At 40.0% G+C, this 21,140-nt stretch carries 14 protein-coding genes and 1 other RNA gene; all 15 read right to left on the bottom strand.

The window, feature by feature from the left end; all coding sequences use genetic code 11:
- Nucleotides 1–16 precede the first annotated feature (16 nt).
- Nucleotides 17–1,054 carry an ABC transporter substrate-binding protein gene (locus tag E6X37_RS00760; RefSeq protein ID WP_008601367.1) on the bottom strand — a complete coding sequence of 346 codons (1,038 nt, stop codon included), beginning with the start codon at nt 1,052–1,054 and terminating at the stop codon, nt 17–19.
- Nucleotides 1,055–1,110: 56 nt separating this feature from the next.
- The gene (locus tag E6X37_RS00755) at nt 1,111–3,057 is read right to left on the bottom strand and encodes a YgiQ family radical SAM protein (RefSeq protein WP_316689367.1); all 1,947 of its coding nucleotides are present in this window, start codon (nt 3,055–3,057) and stop codon (nt 1,111–1,113) included.
- A gap of 39 nt (nt 3,058–3,096) precedes the next feature.
- Entirely contained in the window at nt 3,097–3,549 is a 453-nt protein-coding gene (locus E6X37_RS00750; RefSeq protein WP_004698676.1) for a helix-turn-helix domain-containing protein, read from the bottom strand.
- Nucleotides 3,550–3,597: 48 nt separating this feature from the next.
- Nucleotides 3,598–6,342 carry an FtsK/SpoIIIE family DNA translocase gene (locus E6X37_RS00745; protein ID WP_120055405.1) on the bottom strand — a complete coding sequence of 915 codons (2,745 nt, stop codon included), beginning with the start codon at nt 6,340–6,342 and terminating at the stop codon, nt 3,598–3,600.
- A gap of 82 nt (nt 6,343–6,424) precedes the next feature.
- Nucleotides 6,425–7,726, bottom strand: coding sequence for a replication-associated recombination protein A (locus E6X37_RS00740; protein WP_004698739.1), 1,302 nt, complete (start codon nt 7,724–7,726; stop codon nt 6,425–6,427).
- Nucleotides 7,727–7,970: 244 nt separating this feature from the next.
- A non-coding RNA gene (gene ssrS, locus E6X37_RS00735) (6S RNA) lies at nt 7,971–8,142 on the bottom strand.
- An 80-nt stretch (nt 8,143–8,222) separates the two neighbouring features.
- The gene (aspS, locus tag E6X37_RS00730) at nt 8,223–10,028 is read right to left on the bottom strand and encodes an aspartate--tRNA ligase (protein ID WP_012864577.1); all 1,806 of its coding nucleotides are present in this window, start codon (nt 10,026–10,028) and stop codon (nt 8,223–8,225) included.
- Between the two features lie 8 nt (nt 10,029–10,036).
- Nucleotides 10,037–11,308 (bottom strand): histidine--tRNA ligase, encoded by a 1,272-nt coding sequence (hisS, locus tag E6X37_RS00725; protein ID WP_120055409.1) that lies wholly within the window; start codon nt 11,306–11,308, stop codon nt 10,037–10,039.
- Nucleotides 11,308–12,735, bottom strand: coding sequence for a coproporphyrinogen dehydrogenase HemZ (gene hemZ / locus E6X37_RS00720; protein ID WP_316689366.1), 1,428 nt, complete (start codon nt 12,733–12,735; stop codon nt 11,308–11,310). Before hemZ ends, hisS begins: the two co-directional genes overlap by 1 nt.
- A complete protein-coding gene (locus tag E6X37_RS00715) occupies nt 12,728–13,216 on the bottom strand; it encodes a Fur family transcriptional regulator (protein ID WP_004696420.1) in 489 nt (162 codons plus the stop codon). Before E6X37_RS00715 ends, hemZ begins: the two co-directional genes overlap by 8 nt.
- Before the next feature lie 41 nt (nt 13,217–13,257).
- Complete coding sequence (locus tag E6X37_RS00710; RefSeq protein ID WP_316689365.1) at nt 13,258–13,893, bottom strand: MBL fold metallo-hydrolase; 636 nt, start codon at nt 13,891–13,893, stop codon at nt 13,258–13,260.
- The gene (locus E6X37_RS00705) at nt 13,893–16,133 is read right to left on the bottom strand and encodes a RelA/SpoT family protein (RefSeq protein ID WP_004696424.1); all 2,241 of its coding nucleotides are present in this window, start codon (nt 16,131–16,133) and stop codon (nt 13,893–13,895) included. The genes E6X37_RS00710 and E6X37_RS00705 overlap by 1 nt, the downstream gene beginning before the upstream one ends.
- Before the next feature lie 11 nt (nt 16,134–16,144).
- Nucleotides 16,145–18,127 carry a single-stranded-DNA-specific exonuclease RecJ gene (gene recJ, locus E6X37_RS00700; RefSeq protein WP_316689364.1) on the bottom strand — a complete coding sequence of 661 codons (1,983 nt, stop codon included), beginning with the start codon at nt 18,125–18,127 and terminating at the stop codon, nt 16,145–16,147.
- A 194-nt stretch (nt 18,128–18,321) separates the two neighbouring features.
- Complete coding sequence (gene hydG, locus E6X37_RS00695) at nt 18,322–19,740, bottom strand: [FeFe] hydrogenase H-cluster radical SAM maturase HydG (protein ID WP_004698580.1); 1,419 nt, start codon at nt 19,738–19,740, stop codon at nt 18,322–18,324.
- 310 nt (nt 19,741–20,050) lie between these two features.
- On the bottom strand, nt 20,051–21,139 hold the full coding sequence (locus E6X37_RS00690) for an ABC transporter substrate-binding protein (RefSeq protein WP_004698736.1): 1,089 nt from the start codon (nt 21,137–21,139) through the stop codon (nt 20,051–20,053).
- Nucleotide 21,140 lies beyond the last annotated feature (1 nt).

Below are 21,140 nucleotides of genomic sequence, written 5' to 3'. Positions count from 1 at the left end.
GATTTATACAACTGACTTAGTCCTTACGGAATCGTACTTGGCTAACCCAATGATTTAATAGTAACTTTTTACCTTCTAGAGTATAACCACCATTCACAGGCCATAATACTAAATCATGCCCCATAGAATCTTTTGGCTCATCCATCTCAGGATTAGTAAATATATAAGTAAAATTCTTTTCTACCATATATTTCGCCGTTTTAGAAGATAGTAACCAATTAATAAACTCTACACTATCTGCTTTATGTTTTGAATTTTTTAAAACGGCAGCACCAGTCACATAATAAGACGTACCATCTTTAGGATAAATGATCTTAATTGGATACCCATGATGACTATATTGCGCCGCATCAGACAAGTTACCAATACCAATATTTGTCTCCCCTAGCGCAGTTAGTCGTATTGGAGTAGACAAAAATTTAGCATGTTGAACCACATGGGGCTTCAAACTATACAAGTATTCAAGAGCCTCTGGTTCCCCTTTATACTCTACCATATTATATAGCAAATTGGCCGCATTCTGAGATGCTACAAAATCAGTCATAACGATAGACCAATCACCTTGTTTTCCCAATGTATCCCATGTAGTAATATATTTACCAATGCCATTATGGAAGGTATCATTCTGAACAAATACGATGGGATCATACCAAATACCAACCCAATAGCCATTTGGATCCTTTAGATTATCACGTACCTCGTCAATACGTTCATTGACGATGGGCATATATTTACCTGCATTGGCACCAATTACGAGATTATCTTCAGAAGTTAGCACCAAATCACCAGAAGTATCAGCCACTGTAGAAGCCGACCGTTGCGACATTTGTTCCTCTGTAAGAGGCATTACAGTGACTTTTACCTTTTGTTCCTCTTCATAACGCTCAGCAAGCATAGCTGTCAAAGTATTAGGTAAGTCCGTATAGACTATAATTTCACCACGAATAGGCTCTTTGGCCTGTTCTATTTGTTCTTGTTGGTAAAAGTTTATGCCATAGATCAACATTCCTACCACAAATAATGCTAAGATGCTCGGAGCAATCCATCGTTTCATATATGCCTCCCATAAGACATAAAGTATCTTAAAATGAGAGTAGCTAGAGCTACTCCCTACATGTAACGACCACCAAAACTTTTATTAGATGTACGAACTTTAGTCACATCTCTACTACGTTTTTTTCCAGTCTGGCATCGATTCCTAGATTCGCAACCTCGTTTGCCATTACGAGATTTACTAGATTGGCTAATACGCTTAGAATTTCCACCAATTGGTCGGGGTGGAATTAAACATTCTGGGCCAAAGCCAATTAAATCACGTCGATTGGCTTCTATGAGAGCCTCTTTAACAAGGTCATAGTTTTCAATATTTTTAAACTGCATCAATGCGCGCTGTTTTGCTTTATCTCTACCCTTTTTAGCAACATAAACAGGTTTTCCATCTAGTGGATTAATGCCCGTATAATACATACAAGTAGAAAGGCTACCCGGCGTAGGAATAAAATCCTGTACTTGCTCTGGGTACATATGGTGATCTCGTAAAAATTCCGCTAATTCAATAGCATCCTCTAGGGCACAACCGGGATGAGAGCTCATAAAGTACGGCACTAAGTATTGTTTCTTACCAAGCTTTTTATTTGCCTCTTCAAACCAAGACTTAAAGGTTAGGAATTCTTCTTTACCAGCTTTCCCCATCATATTGGTAACCCGTTTAGATACATGTTCTGGAGCTACCTTTAGCTGCCCACTTACGTGAAACTCGCAAAGTTCCCGCACAAAATCTTTATTGTTATCGGCTAGTACATAGTCATAACGCAAACCAGAACGAACAAATACCTTTTTTACACCTTTTAGTTTACGTAATTTACGCAGTAAAGCAATATAGTCATCATGATTTGTATTCAAGTTTTCACAAGGCTCTGGAGCCGCACAAGTACGACCTTTACACGCACCATAGACAGCTTGTTTATCGCAAGCTAGCTGGCGGAAGTTTGCCGTAGGACCCCCTACATCATGAATATACCCTTTAAAATTGTCCATCTTGATCATCATGTGAGCTTCTTCAATCAAAGACTCATGACTACGATTCTGAATGATACGCCCTTGGTGATTAGTAATAGCACAGAAAGAACAACTGCCAAAGCAACCTCGTTGGCTCACAAGGCTAAATTGAACTTCGCTTAATGCTGGCACACCACCCTTATCATCGTATTTAGGATGCCACTTTCGAGTATATGGCAAGTTATAGACACCGTCCATTTCCTCCTGTGTCAATGGCAAGGCAGGCGTGTTCTGAATGAGATATCTATCACCATGCTTTTGGACTACAATACGTCCATAGAACGGATCTTGTTCATCGTATTGAATGCGGAATGCATCGGCAAAATCCATCTTATCCGCCTTAATAGCTTCATACGATGGGCACTCTACATAGTCAATGGTTGGAATTTCCTTTGCCATGTAGCAAATGCCACGTATAGATGGCAAAGACTCTTTAAATCGACCCTGATCTAAGGCATCAGCTAGTTCAACGATTTGAAGTTCTCCCATGCCATAGACGAGTACATCGGCCTTAGAATCTACTAAGATGGATCGACGCACCGTATCTGACCAATAGTCATAATGACCAAAGCGACGCAAAGACGCTTCTATACCACCAATGATAAGAGGTACATCACTGTAAGCCTCCTTCATACGGTTAGCATATACCAAGGTAGCACGATCTGGACGATGACCTGACTCACCACCTGGAGAATAATCATCTTGACGGCGAACTTTCTTTGCTGCCGTAAATTTATTAAGCATTGAATCTAAATTCCCTGCCGTAACAAGGGATGCTAGACGTGGTTTACCTAGTTTTTTGAAAGCCTCTACATCATTCCAATCTGGTTGATCTATAATGCCTACACGATAACCTTTGGATTCCAAGTATCTACCGATAACTGCAGGCGCAAAGGATGGATGGTCCACATAAGCGTCCCCACTGATGAGAACGAAATCTAATTCAGCCCAACCACGTTCCTTCATATCCGAAGGTTCTGTTACTAAAAATCTATCCATTGATTGTGTAAATGCCTTTCTATCATGCCTAATCAGATACTAGAACAGGAATAACCATAGTAAAAATAATGCCATACAAACTAAAATAATCCCTAAAATAATGCGTTCTTGTACAATAGAGCGTTGACGTTTTCGTTGACGCGTTTCTAAGGACATACGCTTTTTAGATGTTTGATATTCAACAAACTCACTTTGTACCAAATTAGGAGTTGCTTGAGCCTTCCGTCTTGTAACAGAACGTAAAGAAAAGGTATCTATGTCTCCTACTTGGCCCTGATATACTTTCACCAAGCGATCCCCATCAAGATCTAAGTAGTTACCATAATTTCGAATAAAACCTTTTACGTAGACTTGACCAGGAATGATATCATAGTTACCATCTTCGATAGCCTCTAAATAGGTTGTTTTAATGTGCAGCACTTGCTCCACATCTTTAAAGGTTAGATTACGTCTTACCCGTTCACGTCGTAATTCTTCGCCTAATTCAGCCATTTTCGTTCCTTTCTAAATCTACGTAATATTCATATAGTAATTAGCTAATTATTGCTCATCATTGGAATTGGAGAAATATCTAGCCTTAGCTTGTTCAGGGCTCATTAAAATTTCTCGAGCCTTACTGCCCATGCTAGGGCCAACGATTTTAAGGTCTTCCATTGTATCTACAAGACGTGCCGCACGGGTGTAACCTATACGGAAACGACGTTGCAACATCGATACGGAAGCTTGACCAGATTCCATAACGAGATTGACAGCTCGCTCTAATAATTCATCGCGGTAAACATCATTAGCATCATAAGATTCTTTTTCAGCTTCCTTTTCCACTTCTTGAGTTACCGTATTATCATATTCTGGTTCTCGTTGAGCTTTCACAAACTCTACAAGTTTTTCTACCTCATCATCAGAAATGAAGGCCCCTTGTACACGAATAGGTTTATTAGCACCAATCGGAGCAAATAACATATCCCCTTTACCCAATAGTTTCTCTGCTCCTGCCATATCAAGAATGGTACGGGAGTCAATTTGAGAGCCTACAGCAAAGGAAATACGGCTTGGTACATTAGCCTTAATAGAACCGGTAATAACGTTAACAGATGGCCGTTGTGTCGCAAGAACCATGTGAATACCTGCGGCACGAGCCATTTGTGCTAAACGACTAATAGATTCTTCAATATCATCAGGAGCCGTCATCATAAGGTCAGCTAACTCGTCGATAATCAACACGATTAGCGGCATAGCAGCCTTAGGATGCGCTTCATTGTAGCTCTTGATATCACGTTTACCAGATGCAGCAAACGCCTTATAACGAGCCTCCATTTCACGAACGGCCCAACGCAATACAGCTGCTGCTTTTTTCATATCCGTTACAACTGGAGCCATCAAGTGCGGGATCCCATTGTAAATAGACAATTCAACCATCTTAGGGTCGATTAATAATAACTTAACCTCTTCCGGTTTGCGGCTAAAGAGAATACTAGAAATTAATGTATTTACACATACGGATTTACCAGAGCCAGTTGTACCAGCTACGAGCAAGTGAGGCATCTTCGCAAGATCCGTAATAACAGGCTTACCTGCAATATCCTTACCAAGACCGACAGGAATACCTCCACGAGCATCTTTAAAGTCACTGCAATCAAGTACATCGCGTAAATGAACGGCTTCTGTCGTTTTATTAGGGACCTCAATACCGATGGCAGATTTCCCTGGAATCGGAGCCTCCATACGAATATGTTGCGCTGCCAAATTGAGGGCAATATCGTCTGTTAAATTAACGATACGACTCACTTTCACGCCTGGTGCAGGTTCAATTTCATAACGTGTAACAGTTGGCCCTTGTGTAGCATTAACAACCTTTGCAGTAATACCAAAGTCACTCAATACATGTTCAAGCATCATCGCATTTTGTGCTACTTCTTCACCATTATTTTGACTCCCCTTCCCTTTCGCCAAAATATCTAGGCTTGGGAAATGGTAAGGTCTATCATAGGACCGATGAATCTGTCCATCTTTAGATACAGCTACTTGCGCCGTATCTTCTGTAGTACTAATAATGGACGGTACTTGTAACCCCATACCTGCCATACCAGCTCCAGCACTTACAGAACTTGCAGCTGCACCCGTTCCTGGCACAGCGGAGGCAATAGCACCGTGATTCGTTTCCAATGGCTCTATTGTTGTATTTTGATAAGAGAATTCTGGTTCTTTATCATCAGAATTTTCTACAATTCCAACCTCATCTGAATACTCTTCATCTGGTGTATATGCATAGTCCTCATCTGGAACATATACATAATCATCACTCGTAGTTCTATGTGTATCAGAGAATTGTTCAAAATCATCAGCTTCATAAGACTTCGCATCACCAGATGCTTCAGATATATTAGCCAATTGCTCAGCCGCACGATTACGTGCTTCTATCTCAGCCAATTCCTTCCAAGATGTAGGAGTTTTTTGTGACTCCATAGTAGTAACTGTATCTTCAATAGGATCAACATCTATAGCTGTGGTAGAGTCAAAGAGGTCTCTACCAGTAGCAATACCTTGTTTTTCTAGTGCATCTAATGCTTGATCTGCTGCATCAGCAAAGCGTGTATCTTTTTCCCTGTTATAAGCTTTACGCTGTTCTGCCGCTTCTTTACGTTGTTCATTCCAATCTTCAAACACTTCTTTTGCAACAGCAACCTTCTCAGCAGCTACCTCTTTTGCAACATCAAGGCCAACCTGTGTTTTGTCCGCAGCCTTTTGTAATCCACTACGCAAAGACAAACGTGTCACCAGTAATCCAAAAGCTATGAGTAAGAATACATCAAGAATAATAGCCCCTAGGTTACCTAATAGTGTACGAAGGAATGTAGCAATTGCGCCACCTACGAAACCACCTTGATTAGCTAGTTGCGTAGTTATGAGTTCCTGCCCCTCAGGAACTCGCCACAAGGGAACAAGAGCTAACAAAAATAGGAAAAACAAGGTCATTACAACCCCTCGTTTTGTAATGGAAATAAATGTATCCTTATATAATAATCTCCAACCTAACCAGAAAACGCATAAACAAGGAATAATACCACCTAGGCCAAAGCCATAACGGAATATACCTGTTAAAATCTGTCCTACAAGGCCGAGTTCAAAGCCAAAAAAGCCCAGAAAGGAAATCACAGCAAAGGCAATGACAATAAGGCCTTTCACTTCGCTGCGCAAAGAAAAGCTTTGCGACTTTGATTGCTGTTTTGTACTTGTTCGCTTACGGCGTGTGTTGCGTCTTTTGGTGGAAGTATTTTCTTCTGCCATAAATCTATACAAACCCCTTACTTATATAACATTACAGTAAATTAACTTATCATTATATTATAGCATATATCGTAATATTAAGTTAATTTTTACAACGTTTCTCCCAGTCGTGAAGTAACTGTTCCTCAGTCCCTCTCTTTATGCCCTTATAGTAGGTTGCATCGACTAGAGGCGTTGGTAAATACTGCTGTTTTACAAATCCATTAGGATAATTATGAGCATACTTATAAGCTTTCCCATGGCCTAATTTACTAGCCCCGCTATAGTGACTATCTTTCAAATGATCCGGTACTTGTCCACAATCCTTATGTCGCACATCAGATATCGCGGCATCAATAGCTACATAAGCAGAATTACTTTTAGGTGCGAGAGCAACATAGCACGCAGCCTCAGATAATATAATGCGCGCCTCCGGAAAACCTACCATATGAGCCGCTTGAGCTGCTGCATTTGCGAGTATGAGAGCTTGTGGATCCGCAAGACCTACATCCTCTGCTGCACAAATAACAATACGACGAGCAATGAAGTTAGGATCCTCTCCGGCTTCAATCATACGCGCTAAATAATGTACTGTTGCCTGCACATCGGAGCCACGCATACTTTTAATAAAAGCTGAAATTGTATCGTAATGACTATCACCTTTTTTATCGTATGTATATATGCGACGACCTACGACCTTTTCGAGAACTTCAATAGTAATCATCCCCTCATCAGGAACCATAGCTGCTGCTTGTTCAAGAATATTGAGAGCCATACGCCCATCGCCATTGACGAAAATCCCCACATCCTCCAGAACTTCATCGGTTACCTGTAGATGGCGTTTGCCAAGGCCTACCTCTTCATCGGTAATGGCGCGACGTAAAATTTGACCGATAGCCTTTGGTGTAAGTGCTTCTAATGTAATAAGACGCAAACGAGATAAAAGTGGTCTATTAACTTCAAAGAACGGATTCTCTGTAGTAGCGCCAATAAGAATGATAGTACCATCCTCTACACAGGGTAACAACACATCTTGTTGGCTTTTATTAAAGCGATGGATTTCATCGAGGAATAGAATTGTTCGTTGCTGTAAAGAACGAACCCGTTTTCGCGCGTCTTCAATGATAGTACGCAACTCACCAATACCAGCGTTAGTAGCATTCAGATTTACAAAATAACTATTGCTCACCTTAGCTATGATTCCGGCTAATGTAGTCTTACCCGTTCCACAAGGCCCATAAAAAAGCATAGATGGTATTGTATCCTTCTCTACCATAGCTCTCAAGAAAGTCCCCTTACCTACGGCCTTCTCTTGACCATATAAATGATCTAGTTTAGTAGGACGCATTCGTACAGGAAGCGGCTCGTATGTATTTGTAGGTGTCATATCAAACAAACTATCCATTCTATCACCTCAATTCTCACTCAGTTTAACTGTCGTATTTTCATATCTATAACTATTCAATCAAAAAACAATTACTTCCCCGTCATAAAAGCCTAATAACATCAGTAACTCGGTAACACTGATAATATTGGCAAGACATTTATGACGTTTATGACATTTAGGACTCTTAAGATTTTAAAAAGTTTAAATTCTTACCAAAGATATATTTATAGTATATGATATTTCAGTCTATTTTTACACGCAAAAAAGCCCCACCATGCCGTAATGTACCGCGTTTTGATCCTGCAAGGGCAGGTGGGTGTCCTCCTCATCCTGCAGTTGTCCCGTAAGGGCGTAACGTTCAGACGAGAGTTCAGACTCCCAAAGTAAATGTGTTGGCTCAAAACTGCGATATCACACGCACATGGCAGGGATATCTTATACATAAATAGTATCAGAAAGATTAGCAATTAACAAGTCTTGACATTTCAAATTTAATCAATTCTTGCCTATGTTTTTACACTAAAGATTGCTCTTGTTCTTCTTCTACATCTGGTTTAATATGCAACTCTTTTAATTGCTTAGGTTCTACTTCAGATGGAGCTTGGCTCATGATATCAGAAGCAGATTGAGTTTTAGGGAATGCGATTACGTCGCGGATAGATTGACGTTTTGCCATCAACATAACAAGACGATCAAGGCCAAATGCACAGCCTGCATGAGGAGGTGCACCGTATTGGAATGCATCAAGCATGAAGCCGAATTTAGATCTTGCTTCTTCAATGGACAAGCCAATTGCTTTGAATACTTTTTCTTGTACGTCAGCTTGGTAGATACGCAAGGAACCGCCACCGATTTCTACGCCATTCAATACCATGTCGTAAGCAATCGCTTTTACACTGCCAGGATCGGATTCTAATTTATCAAGATCCGCATGGCGTGGCATTGTGAACGGATGATGCATTGCAACATAACGTTTTTCGTCTTCGTTATATTCGAACATAGGGAAATCAGTTACCCATGTGAATGCCAATTTATCTTGGTCAATCATGTTCATACGGCGTGCCATTTCAAGGCGTAACTCGCCTAATGCACGTGCCACAGTTGCAGGTTTATCAGCAATCATCAATACAAGGTCGCCACCTTTAGCGCCCATTTTTTCACCAATATTGCGGATTGTATCTTCACCTAAGAACTTCATGATTTGAGACTTGATAGAACCATCTTCATTGAAGCAAGCCCACGCAAGGCCTTTAGCGCCGTAACGGTTTACATACTCAACAAGATCATCAAGTTCACGGCGAGGAATGCCAGCGTCACCAGGCACAACGATACCTTTAACTACGCCACCATTGTCGATAACAGAGCGGAAGACTTTGAATTCTGTATCTTTTACAAGATCAGTTACATCAGTAAACGCCATATCAAAACGAAGATCCGGCTTATCAGAGCCGTATTTATCCATTGCTTCGTCCCATGTAATACGAGGCATAGGCAAAGAAATTTCTTTACCTAATGCAGTTTTAAATACATGAGCAATCATCTCTTCAAGCAATGCATAAATATCTTCTTCATCAACGAAGGACATTTCTAAGTCAAGCTGAGTGAACTCAGGTTGACGGTCTGCACGCAAATCTTCATCGCGGAAGCAACGAACGATTTGGAAATATTTTTCGTAACCAGCAACCATCAAGATTTGTTTGAAAATTTGTGGAGATTGTGGCAACGCATAGAATGTACCAGCATTTACACGGGACGGCACTAGATAGTCACGAGCGCCCTCTGGCGTAGATTTAGTAAGCATTGGAGTTTCAATTTCCAAGAAATCGCGGCTATCAAAAAAGTCGCGCATTGCTTTTGTTACCTTGTGACGTAAAATCAAGTTACGTTGCATTTCAGGACGACGCAAGTCAAGGTAACGATATTTCAAACGAATATTTTCATCTACATCGATATCATCTTGAATATAGAAAGGAGGAGTTTTAGCGGAGTTCAATACGCGCAACTCTTCACAGAACATTTCGTATGCACCTGTAGGAAGGTTAGGATTAATAGCAGAATCATCACGTTTTGTAATAGTTCCACGCACGCAAAGCACATATTCATTACGAACATCCTCTGCTTTGTGGAACGATTCTACGTTGTGATCTGGGGATGCCACTACTTGTACTACGCCAGAACGATCGCGTAAATCTAAGAATATCAAACCACCATGGTCACGACGGCGTTCAACCCAACCACATAATACGACCTCTTTACCTACCTCTTGTTCAGAGATGGTGCCACAACCGTGCGTACGGTGTAAGCCTTGCATTGTTTCCATTCTAATTGTCATCCTTTCACCAAAGAAGTTATACGTTCAGCCACTGTATCAAGAGATACAGTCTCTTGTTCACTAGTATCCATGAATCGAATTATGGCTTCTTTACGAACCAATTCATCATCACCCAATATAATAACATATTTCGCATTAATTTTGTTAGCGTATTTTAATTGTGCCTTCATACTTTTGCCCTGCCCGTCCATTTCAACAGGAATATCAAGACTGCGAAGTTTTTGGCAAATTTTGAAAGCCTCTACCTTAGCCGCATCACCAAGAGCTACTACGAATGCAGATGGTTCTACAGTTGGTTCAGGCAATAGGTTTTGTTTTTCAAGAGCTAATAATAAGCGCTCCATGCCCATAGCAAAACCGATAGCTGGGGTATGCGGTCCATCGAGCTCTTCTACGAGACCATCGTAACGACCACCACCGGCTACGGCACTTTGAGCACCTAAAGGAGTATATTGTACCTCAAAGGCTGTCTTTGTATAGTAATCAAGGCCACGTACGAGACGAGGATTTAAAGTATATTGCACATTAGCTGCAGTTAAATAGGTTTTCAATTCTTCAAAATGATCATGACACTCTTCACATAAATGTTCGTGAATTTCAGGAGCACCTACGGACAAGGATTTGCATGTTTCATTTTTGCAGTCCAAGATACGCAAAGGATTTTTGTACAAACGCTCTTGGCAATCGCTACATAATTGTTCCTTTTTAGGTTCAAAGAAAGCGATTAATTTTTCTCGGTATACAGGACGACATATTGGGCAACCTACGGAGTTTACTTCTACATTGAGGTCTTTAAGGCCAAAGTCTTTTAATAACTGTACAACCATACAGATAACTTCACTATCTACCACTGGAGATTGCGAACCTAGTACCTCTGCACCAAACTGGTGGAATTGACGATAACGACCCGCTTGCGGTTTATCATGACGGAACATAGGGCCCATGTAATACCATTTTGTGAGACCTTCTTTACCATATACTTTATTTTCTAAGTATGCGCGCACAGCAGACGCCGTATTTTCAGGGCGTAAGGTAAAGCTAGAACCACCGTCATCACCAGTGGTAAAGGTGTACATCTCTTTTTGTACTACATCTGTAGTCTCACCGATACCGCGTAAGAATAATTTAGTTTCTTCAAAGGCAGGTGTGCGAATTTCATTGAACCCATATACTTTACAAATTTCGCGCATACGTTGTTCAATATAATGCCAATGTATCATCTGTTCTGGCAAAAAGTCTTGTGTACCTCTTGGTTTTCTTATAGCCATTACACAACCTCCCAAAATCTTTCACAAATTCTATGTCGTTTCTCTAAAAGTGCATCTATCGTTTCGTGATAAACATCTACGTCTTTTGGCATATGCTGTTTAAGTTGACGATATTCAGGGGCGCGCATCCACTTGGATGAACTGCCAGGCCCCATAGATAGAATACTCTGCCGTTCTTCCATAATCTGGATATTATATTCACACGCTTTGCCAGGCAAGGTATAGCCAATATTCTCTAACTGCCCTCTCATATATTGTTGGCGATATAAATAATATGGCACATAACCAGCCGCTTCAAGACGCTCTTTACCATATTGTACCATTTCCGCCACAAGATGTTCTTCAGGAATATCATCTTCCATATGTAAATCGTACAACGGGCTACCACGTTTTAATGCTAACGTATGAATTGTAACATTTTCCGGCAGATTTTGACATACATAATCCATATTCTCTATCATGTTTAACATCGTTTGATTAGGCAAGCCTGCAATAAAATCCATATTTACGGCTAATGATGTATTGTTTTTTACATATTGTAAAAGTTCATCAATATCCCGTACACTATGGCCGCGTCCAATACGACGCAAAATATCATCTTGCATTGTTTGCGGGTTAATGCTAATACGATTCACACCTAGCGCAAGCATGGAACGTAGCTTTGTAGGATTAACAGAATCAGGTCGTCCTGCCTCTACAGTAAATTCATGACCTTCTGGTACGAGTAGAGACAACTGTTTTAGAACCTGGTGAAAGTCTTCATCCTTTAGCACTGTCGGAGTACCACCGCCCATATAGAGGGTATCTACGGTTAGATTATAAGATTGGATAATAGCTTTCATATCTTCTATATCACGGGTTAAAGCCCTTAGAAATTGACTTTTACCAGCATAATCCTGATAGAGACCATATGGAAACGAGCAATATACGCAACGCGTGTCACAGAAAGGAATACCACAATAGAGGCTTACCTTTTTATCATCTGTATCAGATAGAAATGGACGTTGATACTCGCCAATGGCCCCCAAAGTAGCAAGCTTTTCCATAGACACAGAAAACTCGTCCCGAATGTGACGAGTTGCTGCGTGGACAGAGCCATATGTATCTATATATTTATGTAGTAGCTTTGTAGGGCGCACACCTACCATGGTTCCCCACGGAGCCTCAGCAGGTAAGCCTTGATATTCACGCAAATAGCGCAACAAGGCTTGTCCAATTTGACGACGCCCCATAGAGGAAACAGGTCCTTCAAAAATCTGAACCGAATCACCAATAGTAACAGTTAATGTGTACATCCCTTCCATTTCATGCGCTTCAAGGATAACCTCTGGATGTACCTTATCAGAAAAGAGTCCTGCCGCGCCACAGTTATGAGCTACTACGGAGCCAAGTGGTAATGGCCCCGTATATAGATAACCATTAACCATGATGGGACATACGCTCAAGCTTTTCTAATTCTGCTTCAGTCATATGATTTTGGCAATCGCTACAGTAACCATATACTTTCAATTGATGATCAATGGTACGGAAGTTTAATTTCTTAGCGATAATAGACTCCAATGTTTCAAGCATGTCGTCTTCAAACTCAGATACTTTACCACATTTTACGCAAATCAAATGATGATGGAAATGAGCGAATTCTTCGTCATTTAATTCATAGCGATTACGGCCATCACCAAAATCAAGACGTTTTAACAAATCAAGTTCTGTGAAGAGATCAAGAGTTCTGTAAATTGTTGCCAACCCGATATCAGGTGCCACCTCTTTTACAAGAACATATACATCTTCAGCACTCAAGTGATTTTCATCAGCATCGATGAATGCTTGCAAAATTGTTTGACGTTGAGTTGTCAATTTGTACTTTTTGTCTTTAATGCGTTCTTTTAATTTTTCTAATGTTGTGTTCATAATAAATTTCCCCTCGACTGTAAAAAATAATTCGTTTAAACCTACTGACCAACGAATGGGTTGTATTGTTTTTCATACCCTATATTTGTTTCCGGTCCATGACCAGGATAAACCATTGTATTATCAGGCAATGTATAAAGCTGAGTCTTAATAGATGATATCAGGGTCTCATAAGAACCATTTGGAAAATCTGTACGGCCTACGGAATCTCTGAATAGAGTATCCCCTACAAATACAAGACCTTCCATATAATAACACACCCCTCCTGGCGTATGACCTGGTGTTTCAAGCACCTCAAGATCCATATCACCACATGTAATGTGATCACCTTGTTTAACCTCGATAATTTCCGCTTTTACCTTAATTGGCGTTGGATTGCTATAAGCACTAAGATTAAGTTCAGGATCAGATAAATACGGTACATCGCCTTTATGAATATATACAGGCACATGATAGATGTTTACAATCTCTTGAATGCCACCAATATGATCTCCATGACCATGTGTCAGTACAATCGCCTTCGGCTTTAAGTCATGTTTTTTTAGCGCATCTAGTACTTCAGCTGTTGCAGGATCGATAATGAAAGCTTCACCTATCGCTTTATCACCGATAACATAGCAATTTGTTCCTAGTGGACCTAAAGGCATGCGCATAAGCACTAATTGTTGTTCGCTCATTAAGCCCCTCCTTTACTACGTTGAACAGTATACACTTCACGAATACGACGCAATTTAGTCATTACGAAATCTAGTTGCGAAATATCCCGAATATCAACCACCAAATTGATGCTTACATTTTTTGTATCTTCTTGAACCTTAGCATTGATGTTAGTAATGGTGATTTTCAATTCTGAAAGCACCGCCATAACCTCCATGAGAATGCCAGCTCGATCATAAGCTTGAATATCAATGCCTACGTGGAAAGATTCGCCAGAAGAACCGTCCCAAGAGACTTCTATCATCCGCTCTAAATCTTCAGGTGAATGGCCCATGCTAGGGCAATCACAACGGTGAATAGAAACGCCACGACCACGGGTTATGTAACCTATAATATCATCACCAGGTACAGGATTACAGCATTTTGCCATACGCACCATCACACCAGCTTCACCTTTTACGAGAACACCAGTGCCATTTTTAGTTTTCTTTTGTCCTTGAGATTTTAACTTCTCAATAATTTGCTCTGTACTGCGCTTAGATTCCTCTACCTCTTTAGACTTTTTATAAAGTTCAATTAAACGCAAGAGAACCGTGCTTACAGGAATACCGCCATAGCCACAGGCTGCAAACATTTCCTCTTCTGTACCGGCTTTAAGTTGTTTCGTTACATGTTGTAAACGGTTGTCTGCACATAATTCTTTCCAATTATGATTCAATCGTTTTGCTTCTTTTTCAAGAGCTTCTAAGCCTTTTTCAATATTTTCAGCTTTATTTTCACGCTTGAACCAATTGCGAATTTTGCTCTTACTTTCAGAAGAACCTACGATATTCAACCAATCAAGGCTAGGACGACCTGTTTTGGATGTGATGATATCAACAATATCACCATTTTGCAAGGTGTAATCCAGCGGTACAATTTTACCGTTTACCTTAGCACCTACACAATGATGACCTACATCGGTATGAACTCGATAGGCAAAATCAAGAGGTACAGAGCCTATTGGCAACTTAACAACGTCACCCTTTGGCGTAAATACAAATACCTCACCAGAGAAAACGTCTAATTTCAAAGCATTAACGAGTTCCGTTGGATTACTAGTATCTTGCCATTCAAGAACCTGGCGCAGCCATGCAACCTTTTGATCAAATTCTTTATCGCCGTTTTTATTTCCTTCTTTATATCGCCAGTGAGCGGCCACACCATATTCAGATACACGGTGCATTTCCCAAGTACGGATTTGAATCTCTACCGGTTGCCCCATCGTGCCGATAACGGTTGTATGCAAGGATTGATACATATTAGACTTCGGCATGGAAATATAATCTTTGAAGCGATAAGGCAATGGCTTCCACAAGCTATGTGCAATGCCAAGTACTGCATAACAATCAGGGATGCTATCAACGATCACACGAACGGCAAGCAAATCATAAATTTGGGATAAATCACGATTATCCTTTTTCATCTTCTTATAAATACTGTAGAAGTGTTTTGGACGACCTTTGATATCCGCCTTGATATGGGCTTCACTTAAGGCCTTTGTAAGTTGCCTCATCGTATCATTAACGATGTCTTCCCGGACTTGGCGTTTTTGTTTCATTTGATCGACTAGATCATAGTATTTTTCCGGCTCTAAATAACGGAAGGATAAATCTTCCAACTCCCATTTCACATTGAAGATACCAAGACGATGTGCCAAAGGTGCAAAGATTTCTAGGGTTTCCTTAGCAATACGCTTTTGTTTGTCACTACGCATATGCTTTAAGGTGCGCATATTATGTAAGCGATCACCCAATTTAATAACTACGACACGTACGTCCTTCGCCATAGCTAAAATCATCTTTCGATAGTTTTCCATTTGGCGATCTTCTTTGGTTTCATACTGGAATTGGTTTAATTTTGTTACCCCATCAACGAGGAATGCTACTTCAGAGCCAAACATCTCCTCTAGGTCTTCCTTCGAGTAAGATGTATCTTCAACCACATCATGCATTAGAGCTGCCATGAGTGTAATATGGTCGATTTGTAAATGTGCCAAAATATCAGCTACAGCTAGAGGATGCATGATATACGGTTCACCGGAAGCTCTAAACTGACCTTCATGAGCCTTATCAGCAAGCTCAAAAGCTTTCAATACTTGGTCACACTCATCATCTGTTAAATACGTATGGATATACTCCATAAACTCAGCTAAGGCTTTACTTTTATCAAATGTACTTTGTTCTACCAAAGCTTTGCCTTCTTCATTTACAGTTGTCATGATGTCACCTCCTATACACTATAAGTAAGGAATGTTACGGATGTGACAAGATCTAATTTTCCTTCAATGGCGTTCCATCTAAGCATTAATTGACCATCATCACTTGTATATTCTTCAACAATGCCCAATTCTTTAAATACATCAATAGATGTTAGAGCACTGCGATTATTCTGATCTGCCGGCTTACGGCGCAATATATCTTGTTCTACATTATAAACCGATTGACTACGACCTCGCATGGACTGTTTTATTATGACATACATTTGTCTAAGCCCTTCTGTAGAAAGCTTAATCGGCTCTTCAGTCAATGGTTCAATAGCTTGAATCATGAGTTGCGGAGAAACCATGCCTTGCCATTCATTCTTTTGCAAAGAAAATGCCACTTTTACCACAGTTCCCACAAAGATAAATTTAAATAAGTCTGGACGATTCCAAGCTATAGCATCTAATGTACCATTCGAAGTTTCAAATATTATCTTACAATGATTTTTTAATTGGCCCATGAGCATAATATCTTGCACGGTAGCTTCCATAATAGCAAAGACTGGCGTGCTATTGGCCATTCCATAAGGTTCAAGGTCTGATACGCGGTCAATGATATCGACATCGATATCATCAACAGGTAGTTCCGCATCAATAGCAACCACAGGAATATATTCCTCATCTGTAATAACTGCTTTGCAATACTTGGTTAACCGTTCTCGTAACTCATCAATACGATTTGCATCGATGCTAAAGCCTGCTGCCGCAGCATGCCCGCCAAACTGTAGCAAGATATCCTCACAAGATTTTAATGCATCATATATGTTAAAGCCATCTATACTACGGCACGAGCCTTTACCAACGCCATCATGAATACTGATGACTAAGGTTGGCTTGTAAAACTCCTCTACTAGACGAGAAGCAACAATACCAATGACTCCTGGATGCCACTCTTCGCCGGCCACAATAGTTACATAATCAGCTTTATGTCCTTGATTAGCTACATCAACACGAGCCAACTCATGAATATTTCGTTCTAACTCTTGTCGTTCACGGTTCGTTTCATTTAGTTCCTCCGCAATTGCCTCTACTATATCCTCGTCATCGGTCACAAGTAATTCAACTGCACGCGTTGCATGCGTTACGCGACCAGCTGCATTAAGGCGAGGTGCTAAAGTATAGCCAATATGTCCAGAGGTGATAGTTCGTTCATGAAGCCCCGCTACATCAATTAGCTTATTAATCCCCAAATTAGGATAGCTATTCATCTTCTCAAGGCCCGATTTTACGATGATGCGGTTCTCACCGACCAAAGGTACTACATCAGCTACCGTGCCAAGTGCGACGATATCTAAATCATCTAAGTACCATTCTCCGTGCTTTGTAAGCCACAAGGCTTGGCATAATTTGAAAGCAACGCCTACGCCAGATAAGTTTTTATCCTTATAAGGACAGTCCTTTTGCTTATGATTTATGACGGCCTTCGCTCGTGGAATCATATCTGGAGCCGTATGGTGATCCGTAATAATCATATTGATGCGGTCCCGTACAGCCTCTACAATATCGTAAGAGCTAATGCCGCAGTCTACGGTAATTACCAAATCCGTTCCCCGTTCAATAAGGTGCTTTAAAGCCTCTAAATTGAGACCATACCCTTCGCTTTGACGTTCTGGTATGTAATATGTAATATCAGCACCTAATTTCTTTAAAAATCGATAGAGTACAGATGTTGCAGTAATACCATCCACATCATAATCACCATAAATAACGATTGGTTTGTGACTTTCAATTGTCTCCAGAACTAGCGAAACAGCCACGTCCATATCTTTCAAAGTGAATGGGTCTAACAAATCTGACAAAGTACCTTGCAAAAATCGACGACCTTCGTCAACATCAATATGACGATTCACCATTAATTTAGCCACAATAGGGTTCACACCAAGTTCACGGATTAAGATAGACTCTTTCTCCCTCTCACCTTCACAAAGGCGCCAACGTTTTTTCTTAATCATCATATCCCTCAGTAGTTTATAATCAATATTATTCTAGAATTCAACGTATTATCATTATCATTTTTATTTATTATACCTTAAAATGCAAATAAAATAAACCATTTTATATATTTTATTCTCATTTAAACTTTGCTATTTTCTCAACAAGAAAGAGCCTCCCATTATCAATAGGAGGCTCCATATCAGTGAATTCCTTAGAACCGGAAGTCCCGTTTGCCGTCTTTCATCTGTGCAATATAAGCTTTAGCTTTTTCTTTAACTAAATCATTTTTAATATTTTCTAACTGTTGTTCGATGACCTTAGCACCATGAGCCTTAGTCTTTTCATCACCGTAATCCATGATATATTCGTTTAATGTCATCAACGCATTAGGTTGGCAACAATTGTGAATTTGACCGGATTTAGCAAGGGCCATGAAACGGTCCCCTGTTCTGCCTGCACGATAACATGCAGTACAGAAACTTGGTACATAACCAAGGTCTAATAGCCAGTCTACGATTTCATCTAATGTACGTGTATCGCTGCGATCAAATTGTGCAGAATTATCTTCTGGTTTCTCTTCTTCTTTGTAACCACCTACGCTAGTACGAGATCCACCACTAATTTGGGAGATACCTAATGCCAAGCCACGTTCACGCATGGACTGACTTTCACGAGTGGACATAATCATACCTGTATACGGTGTGGAGACGCGGATAAGAGCAACAATTTTTTCAAATACATCATCAGGCACAGCATTACTGAAATCATCTACATCGATATCATCAGCTGGACAAATACGAGGTACAGAAATAGTATGTGGACCTACCCCATACACAGCCTCTAAATGTTCAGCGTGCATCAACAATCCAACGAAATCATATTTATAATGTTCCAAACCATAAAGAACACCGATGCCTACATCATCAATGCCACCTTGCATAGCGCGGTCCATCGCCTCTGTATGGTAGGCGTAGTCGCTCTTAGGGCCTGTAGGATGTAAAGCTTCATAGTTTTCTTTGTTATATGTTTCTTGGAATAATGTATATGTGCCAATACCAGCTTCATGTAATTTTTTGTAGTCCTCAACGGAACAAGCTGCAATATTTACGTTTACACGGCGGATTTCACCATTTTTATTTTTGATACCGTAAATTGTCTTGATGGATTCCAAAATATATTCAAGAGGATTATTTAATGGATCCTCACCAGACTCAATTACAATACGCTTATGGCCCATCGCTTCTAACGCAATAACCTCTTCTCTGATTTGGTCTTGCGTTAATTTTTTACGTTTAATATCGCGGTTTTTGGAGTGGTACGGACAATACACACATCCATTGATACAATAGTTAGACAAGTATAACGGTGCAAATAGAACAATACGATCGCCGTAGATAGCCTTCTTGATTTCCTTTGCTAAAGCAAAAAGCTTTTCCTTATATTCAGGTAACGGACATTCTAAGAGAACTGCTGCTTCTCGGTGGTTTAATCCCTTAAATGTAGCAGCTTTCGCTAAAATAGCATCTAACAACTCCCGATTTTCCTTGTTTTCCTCTGCATAGGCAAGTGTGTCAAGGATTTCCTGATGGGAAATAAATTCCTCCGCCTTTGGAGATTTTACATCATACATAGTACTTACCTCAAATCTTTCTAGTGGCAATGCCACCCCTCTTTAGGTTTATGAAAGTATATGACAACCAGTCTTCTGGTATTTCACTGATACTGTACATAGTATACCACTATTCCTACTAAAAAGCACAGGAATTTGATACATGCAAAAAGGTTGCCACCTCATAAGAGGAAGCAACCTTTATATCATGGGAGTTTCTAATCTATATCGATTATCTATATCGAACATGACTAAAATGTATGTATGTATTTTTACACGAGATAAACCCTTACATAATAGTACTAACTATATATTACAAATGTATTTAGTCCTATTCTCCCCATGTATCATACAGCTCTTTCATAGCACGTTCTTTCGCAATAATACCATGGGCCATCCACAAAGTACTATCCACTTGCAATACATGATCGGCTTTTACAGCAGGCAAATTTTTCCATAACTCATCTTTTTTAAGATTTGCCAATCGTTGATCTGCTACACCTTGATTATTAGCACTAGAAGCACCGTAACCAGCAGAAACGATTAAATAGCCTGCATCAAGATCGGGTAATCGCTCTAAAGAAATCGCATTGTTCGTAGGGTTAAGTTCTGTTTCTAATACCATATCAGGCGGTTTAATATTAAGTAATTCAGCCATAAAGACATTCAAATCGCTTTTCATATACGGATACAATCGTATTTCTTTATTTAAAATTCTTAGAAAAGCTACGGTTTCCCCTTGCATATGTTCAGCTAAATCTATCCGTGTTTTCTTAGCCTGTGAATAATATTCTTTCAAACGAGCTTCCCCTTTTTCAGGGACCCCAAGTGCTTTAGCAATAGTTAGTAGTGCAACTTCTTCCTTATTTACGTTGACAGAAATGGTTGGAGCAATTTTAGAAAGTGCATTATATGCCGCTTTACCATAAGAGTCACGCATAATAATCAAATCCGGTTTTAAAGCCTGAATCTGCTCATAGTTGATAGTCTTTGTTTCATCATTAATGCTAAAATTTTGAACATTACGATTACTTAATTCATTATAAAGATAGCTTTTTTCATTAAAATTTGCCCCTATAAAAGATTCATCTAATGCAATCATAGGATCTTCTGTCCGAACAACCACGATACGTTTATGTTCTTTAGGCATAACTGTTGTCCCGAGCTTATGAGTGACAATAATCTTATCTCCTTCAACAGTAACAATTTTATCTGCTGCCTTTTGGATAGCCGTTAATCGCTTCTTAAACTCTTTATCAATGTCTTTCGGATCATTTGACCGTTCAAGGGCTGTTTTTACCTTATCATCAAGATTAGCATAGATGGCTTCATGAGTCATACCATTTTCCTGTGGACCACATCCTGCAATTCCCATGAGCATACAAGCCCCCAAAAGACCAGAAATTAACAAACGCTTCATA

Origin of the sequence: Veillonella parvula (genome assembly GCF_032550495.1) — a bacterium.
GTDB lineage: Bacteria > Bacillota > Negativicutes > Veillonellales > Veillonellaceae > Veillonella > Veillonella parvula_G.
Note: the sequence above shows the minus strand (reverse complement) of the source record. Positions and strands in the feature narration are given on the sequence as shown.